19 protein-coding genes are annotated in these 17,549 nt (G+C 57.7%); 14 read left to right on the forward strand and 5 right to left on the reverse strand.

The window, feature by feature from the left end:
- Positions 1–84: 84 nt before the first annotated feature.
- The 5 genes from KGB21_RS04540 (at position 85) to map (ending at position 3,960) form a co-directional block, all read left to right on the forward strand.
- On the forward strand, positions 85–1,629 hold the full coding sequence (locus KGB21_RS04540; protein ID WP_223503861.1) for a class I SAM-dependent methyltransferase: 1,545 nt from the start codon (positions 85–87) through the stop codon (positions 1,627–1,629).
- Positions 1,630–1,761: 132 nt separating this feature from the next.
- Positions 1,762–2,154 (forward strand): GFA family protein, encoded by a 393-nt coding sequence (locus KGB21_RS04545; protein WP_223503862.1) that lies wholly within the window; start codon positions 1,762–1,764, stop codon positions 2,152–2,154.
- A 180-nt stretch (positions 2,155–2,334) separates the two neighbouring features.
- Positions 2,335–2,841 carry a DUF4405 domain-containing protein gene (locus KGB21_RS04550; RefSeq protein WP_223503864.1) on the forward strand — a complete coding sequence of 169 codons (507 nt, stop codon included), beginning with the start codon at positions 2,335–2,337 and terminating at the stop codon, positions 2,839–2,841.
- A 64-nt stretch (positions 2,842–2,905) separates the two neighbouring features.
- Positions 2,906–3,172, forward strand: coding sequence for a ParD-like family protein (locus KGB21_RS04555; protein ID WP_223503866.1), 267 nt, complete (start codon positions 2,906–2,908; stop codon positions 3,170–3,172).
- Complete coding sequence (gene map, locus KGB21_RS04560) at positions 3,169–3,960, forward strand: type I methionyl aminopeptidase (RefSeq protein WP_223503868.1); 792 nt, start codon at positions 3,169–3,171, stop codon at positions 3,958–3,960. Before KGB21_RS04555 ends, map begins: the two co-directional genes overlap by 4 nt.
- A gap of 73 nt (positions 3,961–4,033) precedes the next feature.
- Here the strand turns inward: map and KGB21_RS04565 are convergent, their stop codons facing one another.
- Positions 4,034–5,269, reverse strand: a complete 1,236-nt coding sequence (locus KGB21_RS04565; protein ID WP_223503870.1) for an MFS transporter — start codon at positions 5,267–5,269, stop codon at positions 4,034–4,036.
- Between the two features lie 138 nt (positions 5,270–5,407).
- Between KGB21_RS04565 and KGB21_RS04570 the strand changes: the two genes are divergently transcribed.
- Positions 5,408–5,866 carry a winged helix-turn-helix transcriptional regulator gene (locus tag KGB21_RS04570; RefSeq protein ID WP_223503872.1) on the forward strand — a complete coding sequence of 153 codons (459 nt, stop codon included), beginning with the start codon at positions 5,408–5,410 and terminating at the stop codon, positions 5,864–5,866.
- Between the two features lie 21 nt (positions 5,867–5,887).
- Here the strand turns inward: KGB21_RS04570 and KGB21_RS04575 are convergent, their stop codons facing one another.
- Positions 5,888–6,181 carry a hypothetical protein gene (locus KGB21_RS04575; protein ID WP_223503874.1) on the reverse strand — a complete coding sequence of 98 codons (294 nt, stop codon included), beginning with the start codon at positions 6,179–6,181 and terminating at the stop codon, positions 5,888–5,890.
- Between the two features lie 166 nt (positions 6,182–6,347).
- Here KGB21_RS04575 and KGB21_RS04580 point away from each other — a divergent pair, with 166 nt between their 5' ends.
- On the forward strand, positions 6,348–7,121 hold the full coding sequence (locus tag KGB21_RS04580; RefSeq protein WP_223503956.1) for a ParA family protein: 774 nt from the start codon (positions 6,348–6,350) through the stop codon (positions 7,119–7,121).
- A gap of 78 nt (positions 7,122–7,199) precedes the next feature.
- On the opposite strand, the gene KGB21_RS04585 is transcribed toward KGB21_RS04580, so the two are convergent.
- From KGB21_RS04585 to KGB21_RS04595, 3 genes are all read right to left on the reverse strand, one after another.
- Positions 7,200–7,514: an antibiotic biosynthesis monooxygenase family protein gene (locus KGB21_RS04585; RefSeq protein WP_223503877.1), complete on the reverse strand. Its 315-nt coding sequence runs from the start codon at positions 7,512–7,514 to the stop codon at positions 7,200–7,202.
- A 41-nt stretch (positions 7,515–7,555) separates the two neighbouring features.
- Positions 7,556–8,530 (reverse strand): zinc-dependent alcohol dehydrogenase family protein, encoded by a 975-nt coding sequence (locus KGB21_RS04590; RefSeq protein WP_223503879.1) that lies wholly within the window; start codon positions 8,528–8,530, stop codon positions 7,556–7,558.
- A 61-nt stretch (positions 8,531–8,591) separates the two neighbouring features.
- A complete protein-coding gene (locus tag KGB21_RS04595) occupies positions 8,592–8,894 on the reverse strand; it encodes an ArsR/SmtB family transcription factor (RefSeq protein ID WP_034150513.1) in 303 nt (100 codons plus the stop codon).
- A 323-nt stretch (positions 8,895–9,217) separates the two neighbouring features.
- On the opposite strand from KGB21_RS04595, the gene solA reads away from it, so the two are divergent.
- The 7 genes from solA (at position 9,218) to KGB21_RS04630 (ending at position 17,544) form a co-directional block, all read left to right on the forward strand.
- Positions 9,218–10,396 (forward strand): N-methyl-L-tryptophan oxidase, encoded by a 1,179-nt coding sequence (solA, locus tag KGB21_RS04600; protein WP_223503881.1) that lies wholly within the window; start codon positions 9,218–9,220, stop codon positions 10,394–10,396.
- Positions 10,393–11,172 carry a MetQ/NlpA family ABC transporter substrate-binding protein gene (locus KGB21_RS04605; RefSeq protein ID WP_411741320.1) on the forward strand — a complete coding sequence of 260 codons (780 nt, stop codon included), beginning with the start codon at positions 10,393–10,395 and terminating at the stop codon, positions 11,170–11,172. Before solA ends, KGB21_RS04605 begins: the two co-directional genes overlap by 4 nt.
- A 353-nt stretch (positions 11,173–11,525) precedes the next feature.
- Positions 11,526–12,776, forward strand: coding sequence for an OprD family outer membrane porin (locus tag KGB21_RS04610; RefSeq protein WP_223503882.1), 1,251 nt, complete (start codon positions 11,526–11,528; stop codon positions 12,774–12,776).
- A 147-nt stretch (positions 12,777–12,923) separates the two neighbouring features.
- Entirely contained in the window at positions 12,924–14,285 is a 1,362-nt protein-coding gene (locus KGB21_RS04615; protein WP_223503960.1) for a spinster family MFS transporter, read from the forward strand.
- A gap of 84 nt (positions 14,286–14,369) precedes the next feature.
- On the forward strand, positions 14,370–15,344 hold the full coding sequence (locus KGB21_RS04620; RefSeq protein WP_223503884.1) for an AraC family transcriptional regulator: 975 nt from the start codon (positions 14,370–14,372) through the stop codon (positions 15,342–15,344).
- Positions 15,345–15,439: 95 nt separating this feature from the next.
- Complete coding sequence (locus tag KGB21_RS04625) at positions 15,440–16,546, forward strand: NAD/NADP-dependent octopine/nopaline dehydrogenase family protein (RefSeq protein WP_223503886.1); 1,107 nt, start codon at positions 15,440–15,442, stop codon at positions 16,544–16,546.
- Positions 16,546–17,544 (forward strand): 3-hydroxybutyryl-CoA dehydrogenase, encoded by a 999-nt coding sequence (locus KGB21_RS04630; RefSeq protein ID WP_223503888.1) that lies wholly within the window; start codon positions 16,546–16,548, stop codon positions 17,542–17,544. Before KGB21_RS04625 ends, KGB21_RS04630 begins: the two co-directional genes overlap by 1 nt.
- Positions 17,545–17,549 lie beyond the last annotated feature (5 nt).

Genomic DNA, 17,549 nt, shown 5'->3' on the forward strand with positions numbered 1-17,549 from the left:
TGCACGATTTTCTGCTTGTGGCGCGCAATGGCTACCCCTTATAAGTGCAAGCTTTTCAGTTTCGACACCATAAGGATGCAACGCATGAGCACAGCCTGGAACGAAGGTTATTTCACGGACGAAGGTTACACCTACAGTTATTGCCGGGAAATCAATCCAGTGTTCCAGCGCTACTGCCTGCTGCTGCGTGGCATTGCCACGGTAGAAAGTGCCGACGCGTATCACTGCGAACTCGGATTTGGCCAGGGTGTCTCGATTAATATCCATGCCGCCGCCAACCCGGGCTCCTACGTCGGGACGGACTTCCATCCGGCTCAGGCTGCCCATGCCATTGGACTGGCGAACGCTTGTGACAGCAATGCCCGGCTATATGACGACAGCTTCGAACAACTGCTGGCGCGCAACGATTTGCCGCAGTTCGACAGCATCAGCCTGCATGGCATCTGGACCTGGGTGAGCCGCGACAATCAAAAACTGATCGTCGAATTCGCCCGCCGACACCTCAAGCCAGGCGGTTTGCTGTACATCGACTACAACTGTCTGCCGGGCTGGTCGCCTTCAGCCCCATTGCGTCAGCTGTTCAGCCTGCATGACCGCTTTGCCTCCAAGACATCGGCACGCCCGGCGGAGCGTATCGAGGCAGCGCTGAATTTCTCCGAAGCGTTGCTGGCAGCCAATCCCAAATACGCCCATGCAGCGCCGGGAATGAGCGCCAATCTGCAAAGCATCAAAGGGCAGAATCGGCAATACATCGCCCATGAATACTTCAACCGTGACTGGAACTGCATGTACTTTAGCGACGTCGTCGATGCACTAGTTCATGCCAAGCTCGACTACGCGACGACGGCCGTGCCGCTGGACGCAGTGGACGCGCTCAACCTGAGCGCCGAAGGCATGGATTTTCTGCAAGGCATCGAACACCCGATCATGCGCGAGCAAGCGCGTGACTACTTCGTCAACCAGAACTTCCGCCGGGATCTGTACGTACGCGGCACCAGCCGACTGTCAGCCACTGAGCGACGCGAGCACTTGCTCAATACGCGTTTTGTCCTGCTGCAAAGGGCGGAGAGCGTATCGGGTACGGTCAAGGGGCCAGCAGGCGAAGCGTCATTGCAGGTAGAAATATACGGCCCAGTGCTCGAAGCGTTGGCGGCCAATGACTATGCACCGAAAACCTTGCGTCAGGTGTTGGGTGCCTCGCCTGCGCTGGCTTATGGCGATCTGGAGCAGGCCGTCAACGTGCTGGTGGGCATGGGCGTAGCGGCACCGTGTCAGAGCGAAGCGGCCGAGAACCGGGTACAGGCACGTTGCGACGATCTCAACCTGCAACTGTGTAAACGCTCGCTGTACGGCAACACGATCCAGATCATGGCCAGCCCGGTTACCGGCGGTGGCGTACCTGTCAGTCGTTTTCAGCAGCTGTTCCTGATTGCGATCAAGCATGGCAAGAAACAGCCGTCTGAATGGGCGCAGCTGGCGTGGAGCATCATCGCCGAACAAGGCGAGGGCATTCTCAAGGGCGATACAGCCCTGACGACCGCCGAAGAAAACATTGCCGAACTGAACGAACAGGCCCAAGCGTTCGCCGAGCAATCGCTGGTGATTCTCAACGCGCTGAAAATCGTTTAATCGCACCGGGTCATGGCTGCGTGGCGGTCGTGCAGCTGCTATTTTCACCATCACCGGTCATGGGGCGGCGCTTTGATCCCGCCGCTCCGTCACTCGGGCAAACCGGTGCCTGATGAAAAGAGGAGACGCAGCATGGACCGATTCACTGGCGGTTGCCTGTGCGGCAACGTTCGATTTGAGGCTTCGGGGCAACCCTACCGGGTAGGCGTTTGCCACTGCCTTGACTGCCGCAAACATAATGGCGCGCTGTTCAACGCTTCGGCGATTTTTCCTCAGGACGCGGTCACGATCCATGGCGAAACCCGGGACTATGCGGGGCGGTTTTTCTGTCCGCGCTGCGGTTCGTCTGTGTTCGGCCGCAGCGACGACGAAATCGAAGTGAACCTGGGATCTCTGGATGCCCCCGACCAGTTTGCCCCCACCTATGAACTTTGGACTATACGTCGGGAGTCCTGGTTGCCGGCGTTTCCGTTCAAGCATCGCTATGAGCGCGATCGTCACAACACGGAGCGCTTTGAAAAGTAGGGCTTAGTCCCATTAGTTGCCGGGCGCAATGTAACGTCAAACTTTACTCTGGCTTACAAAACCCTTACACAGATCGGCGTTACCATGGCGGTCCCATAACATTCCTTGTTATAGACCCTGCGCGCCTGCGCGCCTGCTGGCCCGCGGGTGCCAAGACCATAGAGCCATGGAAGTCCTTACTTGAAAAACCTGATCAATCGCTATGCAACTCCGCTAACTACTGGCTTCTTTCTCGTCTCTTTGGTTTCTGGCGTGGCGTTGTTCTTCCATTGGGCGCCGGCGCTGTTTCATGGCATGCATGAATGGCTCAGCATCGTGTTGTTGGTGCCGTTTGCATTGCACTTGTGGAAGAACTGGGGGCCTTTAATGGGCTATATCAAACGCAAGTCGCTTTATTGGCCGCTGTTGCTGTCGATTTTGGTTGCCGTGCCTTTCGTCGTTTCCGGTATGGGTGGCAAGCAGGGTGGTAATCCGGCATTTGCAGCGGTGCAACTGGTGACCAAAGCGCCGTTGACCGACAGCGCAGCCCTGTTCAAGAACACACCCGATGAACTGGTTGCACGACTGCGCCAACGAGGGCTGACGGTGACATCGCCGAGCGACACCCTCAACCAGATCGCCCAGTCCGCGAAGATGCAGCCTGCGCAGTTGATTGCGGAGCTGTTGAAGGAGCGGCCGTCATTCTGAAATTGCGCTCTCGTACTGGAAGTGATTAATATACGATCCATATGCATTTCATATCGGATTGGCTATGGGCATCGTAAAAATTTCAGAAGACATGCACGAGAACTTGCGCGTCGCCAGCGACGCGCTGAGTCGCTCGATCAACGCGCAGGCCGAGCACTGGATGCGCATCGGCATGCTCGCGGAGTTGCATCCAAACCTCGATCATAGCGACATCTGCCGACTGCTGATTCGTGCTGAACTGGCTGGCGGTCTCGATGTAAAACAGCTCTGCGCGCTCGCGGATGTTTCGCACGGCTCCCAGGTTCATGCAACGTCTGGAGCCAAGCAATGAAGGCGAATATCACCCTCAACACTCCGGCAGACATAGCCAAATCACGCACGGCCGCCACGCTGGCCGCCGAGGTGCTGGCCATGATCACTCCCCATGTGAAAGCGGGGGTCACCACCAATGAACTCGATCGGATCTGCCACGACTACATCGTCAATGTGCAGAAAGCCATTCCGGGCAATGTCGGCTACCACGGCTTCCCGAAAACCGTGTGCGCATCCGTCAACGAGGTGGTGTGCCATGGCATCCCTTCGAACAGGGTGTTGAAGGATGGCGACATCCTGAACATCGACATCGCGGTCATCAAGGATGGTTGGTTTGGTGACACCAGCCGCATGTACTTCGTTGGCGAACCTGCGCCGGACGCTCGACGCCTGGTCAAGACGACCTATGAAGCCATGTGCGCCGGCATACGCATGGTCCGCCCCGGCGCGACGCTGGGCGACATTGGCCATGCCATTCAGAAGGTCGCCGAAGATGCTGGATACAGTGTCGTACGTGAGTACTGCGGTCACGGCATCGGCAAGGTGTACCACGATGAGCCGCAGATCCTCCATTACGGCTTTCCAGGCCAGGGACTGAAGCTGAAAGCCGGCATGATTTTCACCATCGAGCCGATGCTGAACCTGGGCAAGCGCCATGTAAAAACCCTGGATGACGGCTGGACCGTTGTGACCAAGGATCAGTCGCTTTCGGCCCAGTGGGAGCATATGGTGGCGGTCACGGAAGAAGGCTTTCAGGTGCTGACTGCCTGGCCAGACAGTAGCGATGAATATCCCGCTATTGTGTAGTAGCCAATAAGTTTGCTTGCTGGGGTTGTCGGTTATTCAGGCGCTGAAGTGACCGTCAGCTTGTCGGCCTCGGTCACCCAACCGCCACCGGCCTGCATTTGCGATGAGTTGTGAGAAACCACAGAACCCAGGCAGTAGCGCTGATCGAAGCGCCCAGCAGGCACACCGCCATCCAGCCCCATAACGCAAAAATCTGGGTCGCGGCAGCGGCTCCCAGCGCGCTACCGACCGAGTAGAAGCACATGTAAGCACCGACCATGCGACTTTGGGCGTCCGGCCGTGCGGAGAAAATCAGGCTCTGGTTGGTAACGTGTACGGCTTGCACCGCGAAGTCGAGCAAGATAACGCCGCAAACCAGCGCTAACAGGGACGTTTCGGCAAACGTGATGGGCAGCCAGGACAGCGTCAGAATCCCCAGCGAAATACCACTCACTCGTTGCCCCAGGCCTTGGTCGGCCCAGCGTCCAGCGCTTCTGGCAGCCAGGGCACCGGCTACGCCCGCCAGTCCAAACAAGCCGATTGCAGTGTGTGAAAGCGACAGCGGCGGGGCGCTTAACGGCAGGACCATGGATGTCCATAGCACGGAAAAAGCGGCGAAGATCAGCAGGGCCAACAGACCCCTGATTCGTAGAACCGGTTCGCTCACAAACAGCCTGAAGAGCGAACGGATAAGCGCCAGGTAAGAATCCTGATGCCTGGATGGCGCTGCGGCGGGCACCACTTTCCAAAGCACCGCCGCGAGGGTCAGCATCAATCCGCCGGACACAAAATAAACGGCGCGCCAGCCCGCGATGTCCGCAATCAGGCCAGAAGTAAACCGCGCAAGAAGAATGCCCAGGACAATTCCACTGGTTACCGTCCCGACTGCATGCCCACGCTGTGAAGGTGTCGCCAGCGCGGCGGCGTATGCCACAAGGACTTGAACGACCACGGCCAGCAAACCCATTACGATCATGGCTCCCAACAGGGCTAGCCACTGTTGTGCTGCACCAACAGCCGCCAGCGCAATGGCGGACAGCAGCACTTGAGTCAGAATCAGGCGCTTACGGTTGACCAGATCGCCCAGTGGGACGATGAACAGCAATCCCAGCGCGTAACCCACCTGAGTCGCCGTGACCACAATCCCGATCATCGATGACGCCACATTCAGGCTCTGAGCCATTGAATCGAGTAACGGTTGTGCGAAGTAAACGTTGGCTACTGCAAGCGCGCAGGTGACAGAAAACAGGAAAGCGAGCGACGGAGAAAGGCCGGGGGATCGTTCAGACTTGGCGAATCCCTGGGTGACCGAGTCGGTATCTGCTGTCATGTACGCCTCCATGGCGCTAAACTGGTTTCAATTGGAAACTAGATTCGATTGTTGCTGATTCAGGTTTCAAATTGCAACCACATTCCGTCAGTCTGCCAGGCAGCCTCGGCGAATCCACCTTTCGGAAGGTCAAAAAAAATGCTCGAAGACGCTCCACCGCAAAACAGCGAATGCCCGGTTGCCAGAACGCTGGAGGCAATCGGCGATCGATGGTCGCTGATGATCATTCGCGATGCGTTCGACGGCATTCGCCGATTCAGCGAATTTCAAAAGAGCCTGGGCGTGGCCAAGAATATTCTGGCGTCGCGACTGAAAACGCTGGTTGAAATCGGGATATTCGATGTTCGACCGGCGTCAGATGGCAGTGCTTACAAGGAGTACGCGCTTACGGAAAAAGGGCGAGAGATTTTTCCGGTTGTGGTTAGCCTGAGACAGTGGGGGGAGCGGTTCCTGTTCAAGCCGCAAGAGCCCCGTTCCGTGCTGTTGGATAACGAGTTCGGTCAGCCTCTGATGCCGCTTGAAGTGCGCTCATCAAGCGGCCAGAAACTTGAACCATCTGACTGTCACAGAGTGAGATTTGCTGTCGGTGAGTCGTGAACCGAAAGCTGCGCCGTATCTCTATTTTGGGACCGGCGCAGCTAAGCGATTCCCGTTCCGGGCGTGCGCTACCTTCGCTCGAATACCATCAAAGTATTGGGGCTTCAGCTGCGTCGTTAATGGCCCGAGGATGGGGTTTGCCTTGAACGGCGCCAGCAGATGCTCTATCACCCGATCCACCTTGGCGTAGGCAGCGCAAACGCTTGACGGGACCAGCGGATCAAACTGAATCCCTTCCATCTCGACATCGAGCCTTTTCAACACGGGTTCGGCGTCCAGGATCTGGTGGCGTATTTCATCCGGCGAGCAGCGCATCGTTGACTTCCTTGTTTGCGGTACACACCTCTGGCTCACGGCTGATCGAGTCAAGCAGTCGGAGGTGTGTGCTGTCTTAAAAATGAAACAAAATTGTCGCGCAGAAATATTACTGAAATGTTTCATTCCTATGATCGAGGGAGGTTTTTTTCAGGTGACCTCTCTCATGCGTCGAGTCGTGTTCAATCAAAAAGGTGGCGTTGGCAAATCGAGCATCGCCTGCAATCTGGCTGCTGTCAGTGCTGCCGAAGGCTACAGGACGCTTTTGGTGGATCTCGATCCTCAGGCGAATTCGACCCAATACCTGACCGGGCTGACAGGCGATGACATCCCCATGGGGATCGCCGATTTCTTCAAGCAAACCTTATCCAGCGGACCGGCCAGTAAAAAGAATCGAGTGGCCATTACCGATACCCGCTATGCCAATCTGCATCTGGTCACGGCCAGCCACGAGCTTGCCGACCTACAGTCAAAGCTTGAGTCGAAATTCAAGATCAATAAGCTGCGGCGCTTGTTGGTAGAGCTTTCCGAAGATTACGAACGCATTTATATCGATACGCCGCCGTCCCTGAATTTTTATACGTTCAGTGCGCTGATCGCCGCCGACCGCGTGTTGATTCCTTTCGATTGCGACAGTTTTTCTCGTCATGCGCTCTACAACGTCATCGCCCAAGTGGCCGAGTTGCAGGCTGACCATAACGAGTCGTTGATCGTGGAGGGCGTAGTGGTCAACCAGTTTGTGGCGCGTGCCAGCCTGCATCAAATGCTGATCGACGAGTTGGTGGCCGAAGGCTTGCCAGTGTTACCGGACTATTTGAGCAGCACGGTCAAAATGCGTGAGTCCCATGAAGTGTCGGTGCCAATGATCCATTTGGCACCACGGCATAAGCTTTCTTTGGAGTACGTCAGCCTGTTTTCGGCGTTGGAGCGGGCCAGTTGAACGTAACCGGCAATGGCTAAATGGTTTAGAGCCACATACCTCTTGAGGCTCTGGCATTACCCATGTTAGCGGTTCTGTTCAAATCATCGGTTCGCCCGCAGAAAAAGCGGCCCCTTCGATATGGTAGACCCTCGGTTCTTCCGAAAAATATTCCTCCAGGCCCATCATGAACATCCGATGGTCTTCACTTTCTTCGAAGCCCGGCGTGTGATCCGCAAGTGAAGCCCAGCGCACGATCAGGTTGAATTGCTCGGGGGTTTCAATCCCTTGCGCGAGCAAGTGGCCACCGTAACCCTTTGCCCGGGTAAGCAAAGGGGCGACTTCGGCAAATGCAAGCCTGAACATTTCAATGCGTTCTTGGTGGACGGGGAGCAGAGCGATCTCATAAATCATGGCGTTTCTCCGATATGACTTAAACGGTTAAAAGTACGCACTTACGAGATGAGCGATGGCTCGACCGCAATCGCAATTTTTCCTTGAAGGCCGTTGTTGGGACTCTCCAACCGGGCATGGGCGAGCGCAATGTCGGCAAGCGAATAGACTGCGCCAACGTGTGGGCGCAGCTGACCGCGCTCTACCAACGCGCTCAATTCATCAAGCTTGCCGCGGTTCTGCCTTGTGAAAACGAAGTGATAACTCGCGTTCTTGCCCCAGGCCTGAACCACGTTTTGCGGCTGTGCAATGTCCACAATCGTGACCACCCGGCCAAGTTGTGCGAGCACGTCGGGGCTGCGCGACAGTGTGTTGCCGCCGATGGTGTCGAACACGACATCGACTCCGCGACCATCCGTTTCCCGGATGATGGCGTCGACGTAATCCTCCTTTTCGTAGTCGATGACCACGTCGGCACCTAAACTTCGTACGAACTCGGAGTTTGCCTCGTGCACGGTCGTGAACACCTTTGCACCCATGGCTTTTGCCAGCTGGATCGCCACATGGCCAACCCCTCCAGCACCGCCATGCACAAGAATGCTTTCCCCGACTCTGAGCGCTGCACGCACGACCAGTGCTTCCCACGCCGTCCCGCCAACCAGGGTCAGACTTGCCGCCTCCAGATGGCTCAGGGATGGTGGCTTCTTCCCGATAATGCTTTCGGCCGCGACGTGGTATTCGGCATAACTGCCTGGCCCGTCAAATATTTGCGGGGTGTACCAGACTTCGTCTCCCGGAGCGAAGGACGTCACACCCGGCCCGACTTCTTCGACAACGCCCGATACGTCGTGTCCGGTGATGGCCGGCAGTTGCACCAGGTCGGGATAATCGCCACGTCGAACCTGATAATCCAAGGGGTTGATGGAGGTTGCGTGGACTCGCACCAGGACTTGTCCCGCACGCGGCACGGGCTTGGGCACGTCGCGCAATTCGAACGAGTCAGGGCCGCCAAATGCTTTAAGTGTCATCGCTTTCATTGTGAAACCTCATATCGACAAAAAGGGATATCGAGATATCTCGATATATTGCGGTAAAAAATTACAGCTCTTTCCCTATGAGCTCAGCAAGAACACTGATGGTTGCTTCATTGCGTTTGTAGTAAGTCCACTGACCGATGCGCCTGACTTCGACCAAGCCCACTCGTTGCAGGGTTGCAAGATAACCAGACACCGTTGACTGCGACAGCCCGATGCCTTCTTGAATACTGCTGACGCAGACCCCCACCGTGAGAACGTCCCCTTCATCCTGCGCAGGGAAGTTCTTTACGGGGTCCTTCAAGCCTTTCAAGATTTCAAGGCGTGTAGGGTTTGAGAGGGCTTTGAATATTTCGAGTAATTCCATGAGCTGAGGATATCGAGATTTATCGATATGTCAATGCGAGATCCGATAGAGGGCGAGTTACGCAGGGTGGTGATTTTTCCCCGGGGAAGTGGCGATAGTTTGAAGGTGGCGGTCTTGCCTGTGTCATATCTGACAGTTTGAAAATTATCGCGTCGTGGTTGGAGGCGCGGACAATCAGGGGTTGAATGTTCACCTCTTTATTCATGTATCACCGCAGCAGAGCGCTCGGTAATACGCGGTGGGGAATATGCATATGCTCTTTTAGTCGTTGATTCTTGGTCGCTTTCAAATTCAACTAGCGTCTTTTTGACAGGTGAGCGTTGATGTCCGAGCGGTGTGATGTGGTGGTGCTGGGCTTGGGTGCCATGGGGGCCGCCACGGTTTATCAGTTGGCGAAGGCGGGGGTGAATGTCGTGGGTATTGACCGCCATCATCCACCTCACAACCAGGGTTCCAGCCACGGCGATACGCGCATTACTCGGCTGTCGGTCGGTGAGGGCGCGCAATACGTTCCCATCGTGCGCAACTCCCACCGTATCTGGCGCGAGCTTGAGAAACTGTCGGGGGAGTCGCTGTTCGAACAGTCCGGCCTGCTGGTTTTGACGTCGAGTCCCGAGTTTGACCCCGACGACAAAACCGACTTCACCTTGCGCACCATCGGCCTGGCGCAGGCCTACGGCATCGAGCACGAAGTCTTGTCCGCCGAGCAGATTCGCCAGCGCTTCCCCCAATTTGCCAACGTGCACGACACGGCCATCGGCTATTTCGAGCCGGGTGGAGGTTTTGTACGCCCAGAACGTTGCATCGATGTGCAGCTCAAACTGGCTGAACAACACGGCGCAGTTCTTCACAAAGGCGAGACCGTCACCGCGATCAGCTCGAACGAGCAGGGTGTCGAAGTCACCACGAACTTGCGCACGCTGTTTGCCAACAAGCTGGTGATCAGCGCCGGCAACTGGAGCAGCGAATTGCTCGGCAAGCCGTTTGACACCTTGCTCAGTGTCTACCGGCAGAAGCTGTTCTGGTTCGAGCTGGAGGAGGGCGCCGGGCTGGTTGGGCACTCGCCGACATTTATCCTCACCCACGGTCGTGGTGACGACAAAATCAACTACGGCTTTCCCGCATTACACGGCGAGGGCAGCCTGAAAATCGCCACCGCGCAATACAACACTGCTTCATTACCGCAAACAATGGATCGCACAGTTTCGGCGGCCGAAGAGCAGGACATGTATGAGCACCAGGTCCACGGCCGTATCGCCGGGGTTACCTCGAAGGTGGTCAAGTCGGCGGTCTGCGCCTACACCGTGACGCCGGATCGCCATTTCATCATCGACGAACATCCGTCGTTGCAGCACACCTTGGTGGTGTCAGCCTGTTCCGGTCACGGCTTCAAGCATTCCGCCGCACTGGGCGAGGCGTTTGCACAGTGGTGCATGCGCGGCTCGACCGACCTGGATCTTTCCTCTTTCTCCCTGAAACGCTTCGAAGGAAAACTATCGTGAAACGCGTCGCGCTCTCCGTTGCCCTGCTGGTCGCCGCCATGGGCTCTGCCTATGCCGAAACCCTGAAAATCGCGGTGGTGCCTGTGCCCCACGCCGAGATCCTGGAGTTCCTCAAACCTGAGCTGGCCAAGGAAGGGGTGACGCTGGATGTCAAAGTCTTCTCTGACTACATCCAGCCAGACCGGCAGACGGATGAGGGCTTGCTGGACGCCAATTACTTCCAGAGCAAACCCTATTACGAGGCGTACAAAAAAGACCGCCCAAGCAGCGATCAGGTGCCCATCGTCGCCGTGCACATCGAACCTTTTGGTGCCTATTCGAAGAAGATCACGTCCATCAGTGAGCTCAAGGACGGCGCCACCATCGCCATCCCCAACGACCCGACCAACTCCGGTCGTGCGTTGCTGCTGATCGCCAAACAAGGCCTGATCACGCTCAAGGATCCCGACAACATCATGGCGACGCGCCTGGACATCGTCAGCAACCCCAAGCATCTGAAATTCCAGGAACTGGAAGCGGCGATGCTGCCGCGCGTGCTTAACCAGGTTGACCTCGCATTGATCAACGCCAACTACGCACTGGAAGCAAAACTGGAGCCTCACAAGGATGCTCTGTTTATCGAAAGCTCGGAGTCGCCGTACGCCAATTACCTGTACGTACGTCGCGACAAGGCGAACGCCCCTGCCGTACTGAAACTCGGCGCGTTGCTCAATTCGCCTGAAGTGAAGAAATTCATCCTTGAGCGTTATCACGGCGATGTCGTGCCTGCGTTCTGACGCGCAAGCATTTTTTATCTCGTGTAGCCACACCGCACCTACTAAAACAGCGACCGAAAACGGTCGCTGTTTCGTTTCGGCTTGATTGCCTTCGGCCGGGGCACTTGTCTGCTGCCGCGCCGAACAGCGAACTCGCAATTCCTCTGCGAGCGCATCACGTTCCACCTTCGGGTCGACTAAGGGAAACCTTTAGCCGGGTTGAAGATTTCCCCCTCTCTGATGCTGTTCATCTCGATACCGGCGCGACGTTCACTCGCATACCTTGCGTAGACAAGAGGCGTGTCGTCGTAGCGGACTGTTCCATTGAGCTCGCGTGGCGTTTTACCCCATAACAATAAGAGTGGAGATGTTGGATGCTTCAGGTAAAGCAATCTTGCCGTGGGCTCGGTATTGCCAGCGCATTGGGAATGATCTGTTCGCCATTGGCAGCCTATGCCGATGTTATTGATGACAGTCACTTCAAGGTCGATACGCGTAACTTCTATTTGCACCGTAACTACACCAATACCAATGCGCCGGTTTCTGAAGTGCACAGTTGGTCTCAGGGTTTCGATGCGCAGTTTACCTCCGGGTACACCGATACCGCCCTGGCCATCGGCCTTGATGTGGATGCGCAATACGCCGTGCGCCTGGACTCGTCGGGCAACGACGGTTCGCTGCCGTACAGCGTCAGCGATCAACAGACCGCCGATGACTACAGTCGCGCCGGTGCAACCTTCAAGATGCGTTACAGCAAGACCGAGTTGAAAGTCGGCGATCTGCGCCCGCAATTGCCGGTGGCGTTCGATGACCCCAGTCGCCAACTGGACACCATCTACCAAGGCGCCGTGGTTGAGTCCAAGGAAGTCGATGGGTTGACGCTGACCGGTGGCCGTTTCTGGTCTGCCGTGACACGAGAGTCTTCCAACCACGAGAAACTGTATAAGTTTGGCTCCACCGATAATATCGACAGCGATGGCCTGGACTTTGGTGGCGTGACTTACGACATCAGCAAAAACCTGCAAGCCAGCTATTTCTATGGCGTGTTGCACGATATTTATCAGCAGCACTATTTCGGCCTGATGCACATGGCTGACCTGGGCAATGGCTACAAACTTAAAACCGACTTGCGCTACTTCAATAACAATGAAGACGGCGAAGCGTTAAACGGTGAGATCGACAACCGCTCCTACGGTGCCTTGTTCAGTTTGCTCAAGGGCGCGCACATGTTTGGCCTCAGTTACCAGCGCATGCTCGGTGACAGCGTGTTCCCGACCATGAACGGCTACATTCCGCAACCTTACCTGGTGCACTGGTCATCCCTGGGGTTTGTCCGCCCGGATGAAAAGTCCTGGTCGGCGCGCTATGGCTATGACTTTGCCGGGATGGGCATGCCGGGGCTGAAGTTCTACACCCGCTACACCAAGGGCACCAACTGGGACCGTGGCGGCAACCTGAGCGACAACGAAGAAAGCGAACGTTATCTGGGGCTCAACTACGTGGTCCAGAGTGGACCGCTGCAAGGCCTCGGGCTGGACCTGCGCAACATCGATGTGAAACAGAAGTTTGGCTACGACTACAACGAATTCCGTGTCGCCACGACGTACACCTGGAAATTCTGGTAAGCGTGCTTACACCATAACAATAAGAGGACTGACCATGTTCCAACCCATTGTCCTTTACATCTGCCCCGCAACTTTCCAGTCGGTGTCCCGTGCACCGTTACCCGGCGCGCTGCGCGCATGAGCGGATTCCAAGAGGAGCAAATACGAGTGAATATCCAGGTCGATAACGCGGTTCTGCAACAGCAGAAAAAGAAAACTTACCTTTACGAGTGGTACGTGGTCGGCTTGTGCATGGTCGCCTACATCTTCTCATTTGTGGACCGGCAGATCCTCGCGCTGATGATCGAGCCGATCAAAGCCGACCTGCAGATCAGCGACACCCAGTTCAGCTTGTTGCACGGGCTGGCGTTTTCGTTGTTCTACGCCTTCATGGGCATGCCCATCGCCTATCTGGCTGATCGCTTCTCGCGACCGAAGATCATCGCCGTCGGTGTGGTGTTCTGGAGCCTGGCGACGGCAGCTTGCGGCCTGAGCAAGAACTTCCTGCACATGTTCCTCGCGCGCATTGGCGTCGGTGTCGGCGAAGCGGCCCTGTCGCCCTCGGCCTACTCGATGTTCAGCGATATGTTCCCCAAGGAGAAACTCGGCCGCGCCGTGGGCATCTACTCGATCGGCTCGTTCGTCGGTGGTGGCCTGGCCTTCCTGGTGGGCGGTTACGTGATCGCCATGCTCAAGGACATGCACACCATTGAGGTCGCCTTTCTCGGCGCAATGAAAGCCTGGCAACTGGCGTTTTTCATAGTCGGCCTGCCCGGCATCGTGGTCGGTCTGCTGATCTGGCTCACCGTGCGTGACCCGGCGCGCAAAGGCTTGCAGGTTGACGCGCAGGGCCGGGCGAAGAAGGTCGCGCTGAGCGATGGCTTGCGTTTCCTCGGTCGCCACCGTGCCACCTTCGCCTGCCACTACCTGGGCTTTTCGTTCTACGCCATGGTGCTTTTCTGCATGATGAGCTGGAGCCCGGCGCTGTACATCCGCAAGTTCGGCCTGACGCCGATGGAGGCGGGTTACATGCTCGGCACCGTGCTGTTGCTGGCCAACACCGCCGGGGTGCTGTTCGGTGGATGGCTCACCGATTACCTGGCCAAGAAGGGACATCAGGATGCCGCGATGCGCACCGGCGTGATCGGCGCCCTCGGCATGGCAATACCGGCCGTGATGTTCCCTCAAGTCGATCAACTGTGGTTGTCGGTGACGCTGTTGGTGCCGGCGATGTTCTTCGCCTCGTTCCCGATGCCAGCGTCCACGGCGGCGATGCAGATTCTCGCGCCGAATCAGGTGCGTGCGCAGGTTTCGGCCGTGTTCTTGTTGATCAGCAATCTGCTGGGGTTGGGCCTGGGCACCACGCTGGTGGCGCTGTTGACCGACCGTTATTTCGGGTCGCCTGCGGCGGTGGGTTCGTCGATGTCGCTGGTAATCGTGGGGGCGTCGGTGTTGACGGTGCTTCTGCTGTGGCGTGGGTGCGGTCGTTTCCGCGAAAGCTATGCCCGTGAGTATCCGACCCAGGTGTGACATAAACAGTCCTCTGTCGGTATTTCGGCCTCGCTCCGTTTCCACGCAGCGGGGCCGTTGCGCTTCAGGTCAGGAGAGCCTCTGATGTTGAATGATGTACACCTGCTGGAACGGCACAGCTTGTTCAGCTCGGCCGATTACCGCGAGATCAAGGACAAGGTCAGCCATTACCTGTGCCCGCACAGTTTCAACGTCCTGCGTGACGAGCCGATTTACACCCGTCTCAACGGCGTGTTCTTCGGCGATTCGGCGCTGCTCGACTTGCGTTATGGCGCGCCGGTGGAGATCAACATCGGCGACATTGCCGATCAATACCTGTTCCGCATCACCTTGCAGGGACACTGCGAGGTGGCCCACGGGCGGCGTAGTGCGGCGATGCAGTCGGGCTACCTCAGCGTTTCCTCGCCATTCGCGACAAGCCGCATCGTCACCGATGGCGAGTGCCGCAACCTGATCCTGCGTATCGACCGCGATGCCCTGGAGACGCAACTGCAACGCTTGCTCGGCCGCAGCCTGCGACAGTCGGTGATCTTCGATGTCAGCGTCGACCACCTGGGCGCCGGCGTCGTCAGCCTCTATCACACCCTGGATTACATCTGCCGGCTTTACGGCGATGGCGTGGACGGTTCGCGCATCGCCAGCGGCTTGTCCGAATACCTGATGCAGCTGCTGCTCACCCAGTTGCCGCACAATTACTCGGCGGATCTTTTGATCGACGCGCGCGCGCCGCTGCCGCACCACGTGAAGAAGGCCCGTGACTACATCGAGGAGCATCTCGACGAGACGATCAGCCTGGCGACCCTGAGTGAATTGTCCGGCGTTTCGGTGCGCACCTTGCAGAACGGCTTCAAGCAGTTTCTCCAGCAAGCGCCGGTCGAGTACATCCGTGACCGCCGCCTGGCGGTGATCCACGAATCACTGAAGCAGGGCAAGGAGGGTGAAACGGTCACCGATATCCTGTTGCGTCATGGCATCAACAGCTTCGGGCATTTTTCCAGCGCCTATCGGCAACGCTACGGTTGCCTGCCGTCAGACACGCTGCGCCGACAGAAGCATTGAGTCTTCTGCGCAATCGGTCAGTCGGCTGCGCAATCGGGTAAGTCGCCGGCGGTGCAGCTCGATAGCATCGAGTCACTGACAAGAGGAGTGACTCGATGAATATTACCGTGCTGGGTGGTGGACACGGCTGTTATGCCGCGGCTGTCGAAATGGCTGAAAAGGGGCATCAAACCCGCCTGTGGCGTCGCGACTGCGCCGCGCTCAAAGAACTGCTGGCCATCGGCAGCCTGACCATCAAGGACTACCAAGGCACGCGCCAGTTGTCGGTCGGAAAGCAGGGCGACAAGCTATCGCTGACCGACAACCTGGCCGAAGCCCTGGGCGACGCGCAACTGGTCATCATCCCGCTGCCGTCGACTTCCCATGAAGACCTGGCCAAACACGTGGCGCCGCACCTGCGTGACGGTCAAGTGGTGTTCCTGCCACCGGGCACGTTCGGCAGCTACGTGTTCGCCAAAGCCATGGCCGACGCAGGCAACCAGAGCAAAGTCGCCTTTGCTGAAACCGGTACGCTGCCGTACCTGGTGCGCAAGCATGGCGCCAGCGATTTGGTAATCAGTTGCTACGCCACGCGCCTGCCGACCGGCGTGTTCCCGAGTCACCTGTCCGAGCACGCGTTCTCGGTGTTGCGCGAAGCCTATCCGAGCGTCGAACCGATTGAAGACGCCCTGAGCGGTGCGCTGATGAACGCAGGTCCCATCATCCATCCGCCGCTGATCATGATGAACGCCGGTCCCCTGGAGCATTTCGAGGCCTGGGACATTCACAACGAAGGCACCCAGCCGTCGATCCGCCGCGTCACCAACCAGTTGGATGCCGAGCGCATGACCGTGCGAGAAAAACTGACCTATGGCGCGCCGCATTTCCCCCTGGCCGATCACTACAACAGCAGCGAAGGCGAGGAGTGGATGTACGGTCGCGGTGCCCATGGCAAGCTCACCGACAGCGGCGACTGGCGCGAAGACATCGACCTGCAAAAGCATCGCTACATGCTCGAAGACACACGCCTGGGCTTGTCCCTCCTGGTGTCCGTCGGCCGTTGGGCCGGTGTGCCGACCCCGGTTGCCCAGGGCCTGCTGAGCATTGCCTCGGTCGTCGCCGGGCGTGATCTCTACGCCGAGGGCCGCACTCTGGAAAATCTCGGCCTGGCCAAGTTGAGTCGAGCACAGATGACCGAACTACTGACCAAGGGTTGCAACTGATGAGCGCCGCGCTGCCGCAAGTCAGCGTGGTCGGCGCCGGCCGGATGGGCGAGGGCATTGCCCTGGCATTCATTCACGCAGGCCTGCCGGTCACCCTCATCGATATCAAGGATCGCGCCGAGGAGGAGCGGCGCGGCTACTTCGAGCGTGTGCGCAACAACATCCGCGGCGAGCTGCAGATGTTGGTTCGCCTCGGCATGCTTGAGCCGGAACAGGCGGACATCGCACTATCACGATTGGCATTGCAATCCCGGTCCCAGGCCGCCGAGGCATTGCGTCTGTGCGACCTGGTGTTCGAAGCCGTGCCGGAAGTCATCGCGGTCAAGCAGGAGACCTTTGCCTGGGTCAGCGAGCAGGTCCCCGCGTCGACCATCATCGCGTCGACCACTTCGACCTTTTTGGTCACCGAGCTGAGCGAAATGGTCAGCGAGCCGCAACGCTTCGTCAACGCGCACTGGCTGAACCCGGCGCACCTGATGCCGCTGGTGGAAGTCAGCCGCAGCGCAGCGACCTGCCCGCAGGTGGTCGAGCGCTTGCTGCAACTGCTCAAGCGAATTGGCAAAGTGCCGGTGGTTTGCAATCCGGTGGCTGGCTATATCGTGCCGCGCATCCAGGCACTGGCGATGAACGAAGCCGCACGGATGGTGGAAGAGGGCGTGGCCAGCGCTGAAGACATCGACACGGCGGTGCGCGTCGGTTTTGGCTTGCGCTTCTCGGTGCTGGGGCTGCTTGAGTTTATCGACTGGGGTGGAGGCGACATTCTCTTCTACGCCTCGCGTTACTTGAGTGGCGCGCTGTCGCCGCGTTTCGAGTCGCCGCAGGTGATTGCGGACAACATGCAAAACGGTCGCAATGGTTTGCGCGATGGTCAGGGTTTCTACGATTACCGAGACCTGGACGTGGACGCCTACAAGCAGCAACGTATTGGCGCTTTTGTCCGCAAGCTGGAATTGTCGGGGTTGACGCCAGCGTTCGATGGCGCCTTGCGGCAGGACTGAGCATC

The organism is Pseudomonas sp. GL-RE-29 (genome assembly GCF_019947275.1).
GTDB lineage: Bacteria > Pseudomonadota > Gammaproteobacteria > Pseudomonadales > Pseudomonadaceae > Aquipseudomonas > Aquipseudomonas fluorescens_A.

Coding starts and splice junctions, on each gene's coding strand:
- KGB21_RS04540 (WP_223503861.1), top strand. CDS start 85: ATGAGCACAGCCTGGAACGAAGGTTATTTCACGGACGAAGGTTACACC.
- KGB21_RS04545 (WP_223503862.1), top strand. CDS start 1,762: ATGGACCGATTCACTGGCGGTTGCCTGTGCGGCAACGTTCGATTTGAG.
- KGB21_RS04555 (WP_223503866.1), top strand. CDS start 2,906: ATGGGCATCGTAAAAATTTCAGAAGACATGCACGAGAACTTGCGCGTC.
- map (WP_223503868.1), top strand. CDS start 3,169: ATGAAGGCGAATATCACCCTCAACACTCCGGCAGACATAGCCAAATCA.
- KGB21_RS04565 (WP_223503870.1), bottom strand. CDS start 5,269: ATGACAGCAGATACCGACTCGGTCACCCAGGGATTCGCCAAGTCTGAA.
- KGB21_RS04570 (WP_223503872.1), top strand. CDS start 5,408: ATGCTCGAAGACGCTCCACCGCAAAACAGCGAATGCCCGGTTGCCAGA.
- KGB21_RS04575 (WP_223503874.1), bottom strand. CDS start 6,181: ATGCGCTGCTCGCCGGATGAAATACGCCACCAGATCCTGGACGCCGAA.
- KGB21_RS04580 (WP_223503956.1), top strand. CDS start 6,348: ATGCGTCGAGTCGTGTTCAATCAAAAAGGTGGCGTTGGCAAATCGAGC.
- KGB21_RS04585 (WP_223503877.1), bottom strand. CDS start 7,514: ATGATTTATGAGATCGCTCTGCTCCCCGTCCACCAAGAACGCATTGAA.
- KGB21_RS04590 (WP_223503879.1), bottom strand. CDS start 8,530: ATGAAAGCGATGACACTTAAAGCATTTGGCGGCCCTGACTCGTTCGAA.
- KGB21_RS04595 (WP_034150513.1), bottom strand. CDS start 8,894: ATGGAATTACTCGAAATATTCAAAGCCCTCTCAAACCCTACACGCCTT.
- solA (WP_223503881.1), top strand. CDS start 9,218: ATGTCCGAGCGGTGTGATGTGGTGGTGCTGGGCTTGGGTGCCATGGGG.
- KGB21_RS04610 (WP_223503882.1), top strand. CDS start 11,526: ATGCTTCAGGTAAAGCAATCTTGCCGTGGGCTCGGTATTGCCAGCGCA.
- KGB21_RS04620 (WP_223503884.1), top strand. CDS start 14,370: ATGTTGAATGATGTACACCTGCTGGAACGGCACAGCTTGTTCAGCTCG.
- KGB21_RS04625 (WP_223503886.1), top strand. CDS start 15,440: ATGAATATTACCGTGCTGGGTGGTGGACACGGCTGTTATGCCGCGGCT.
- KGB21_RS04630 (WP_223503888.1), top strand. CDS start 16,546: ATGAGCGCCGCGCTGCCGCAAGTCAGCGTGGTCGGCGCCGGCCGGATG.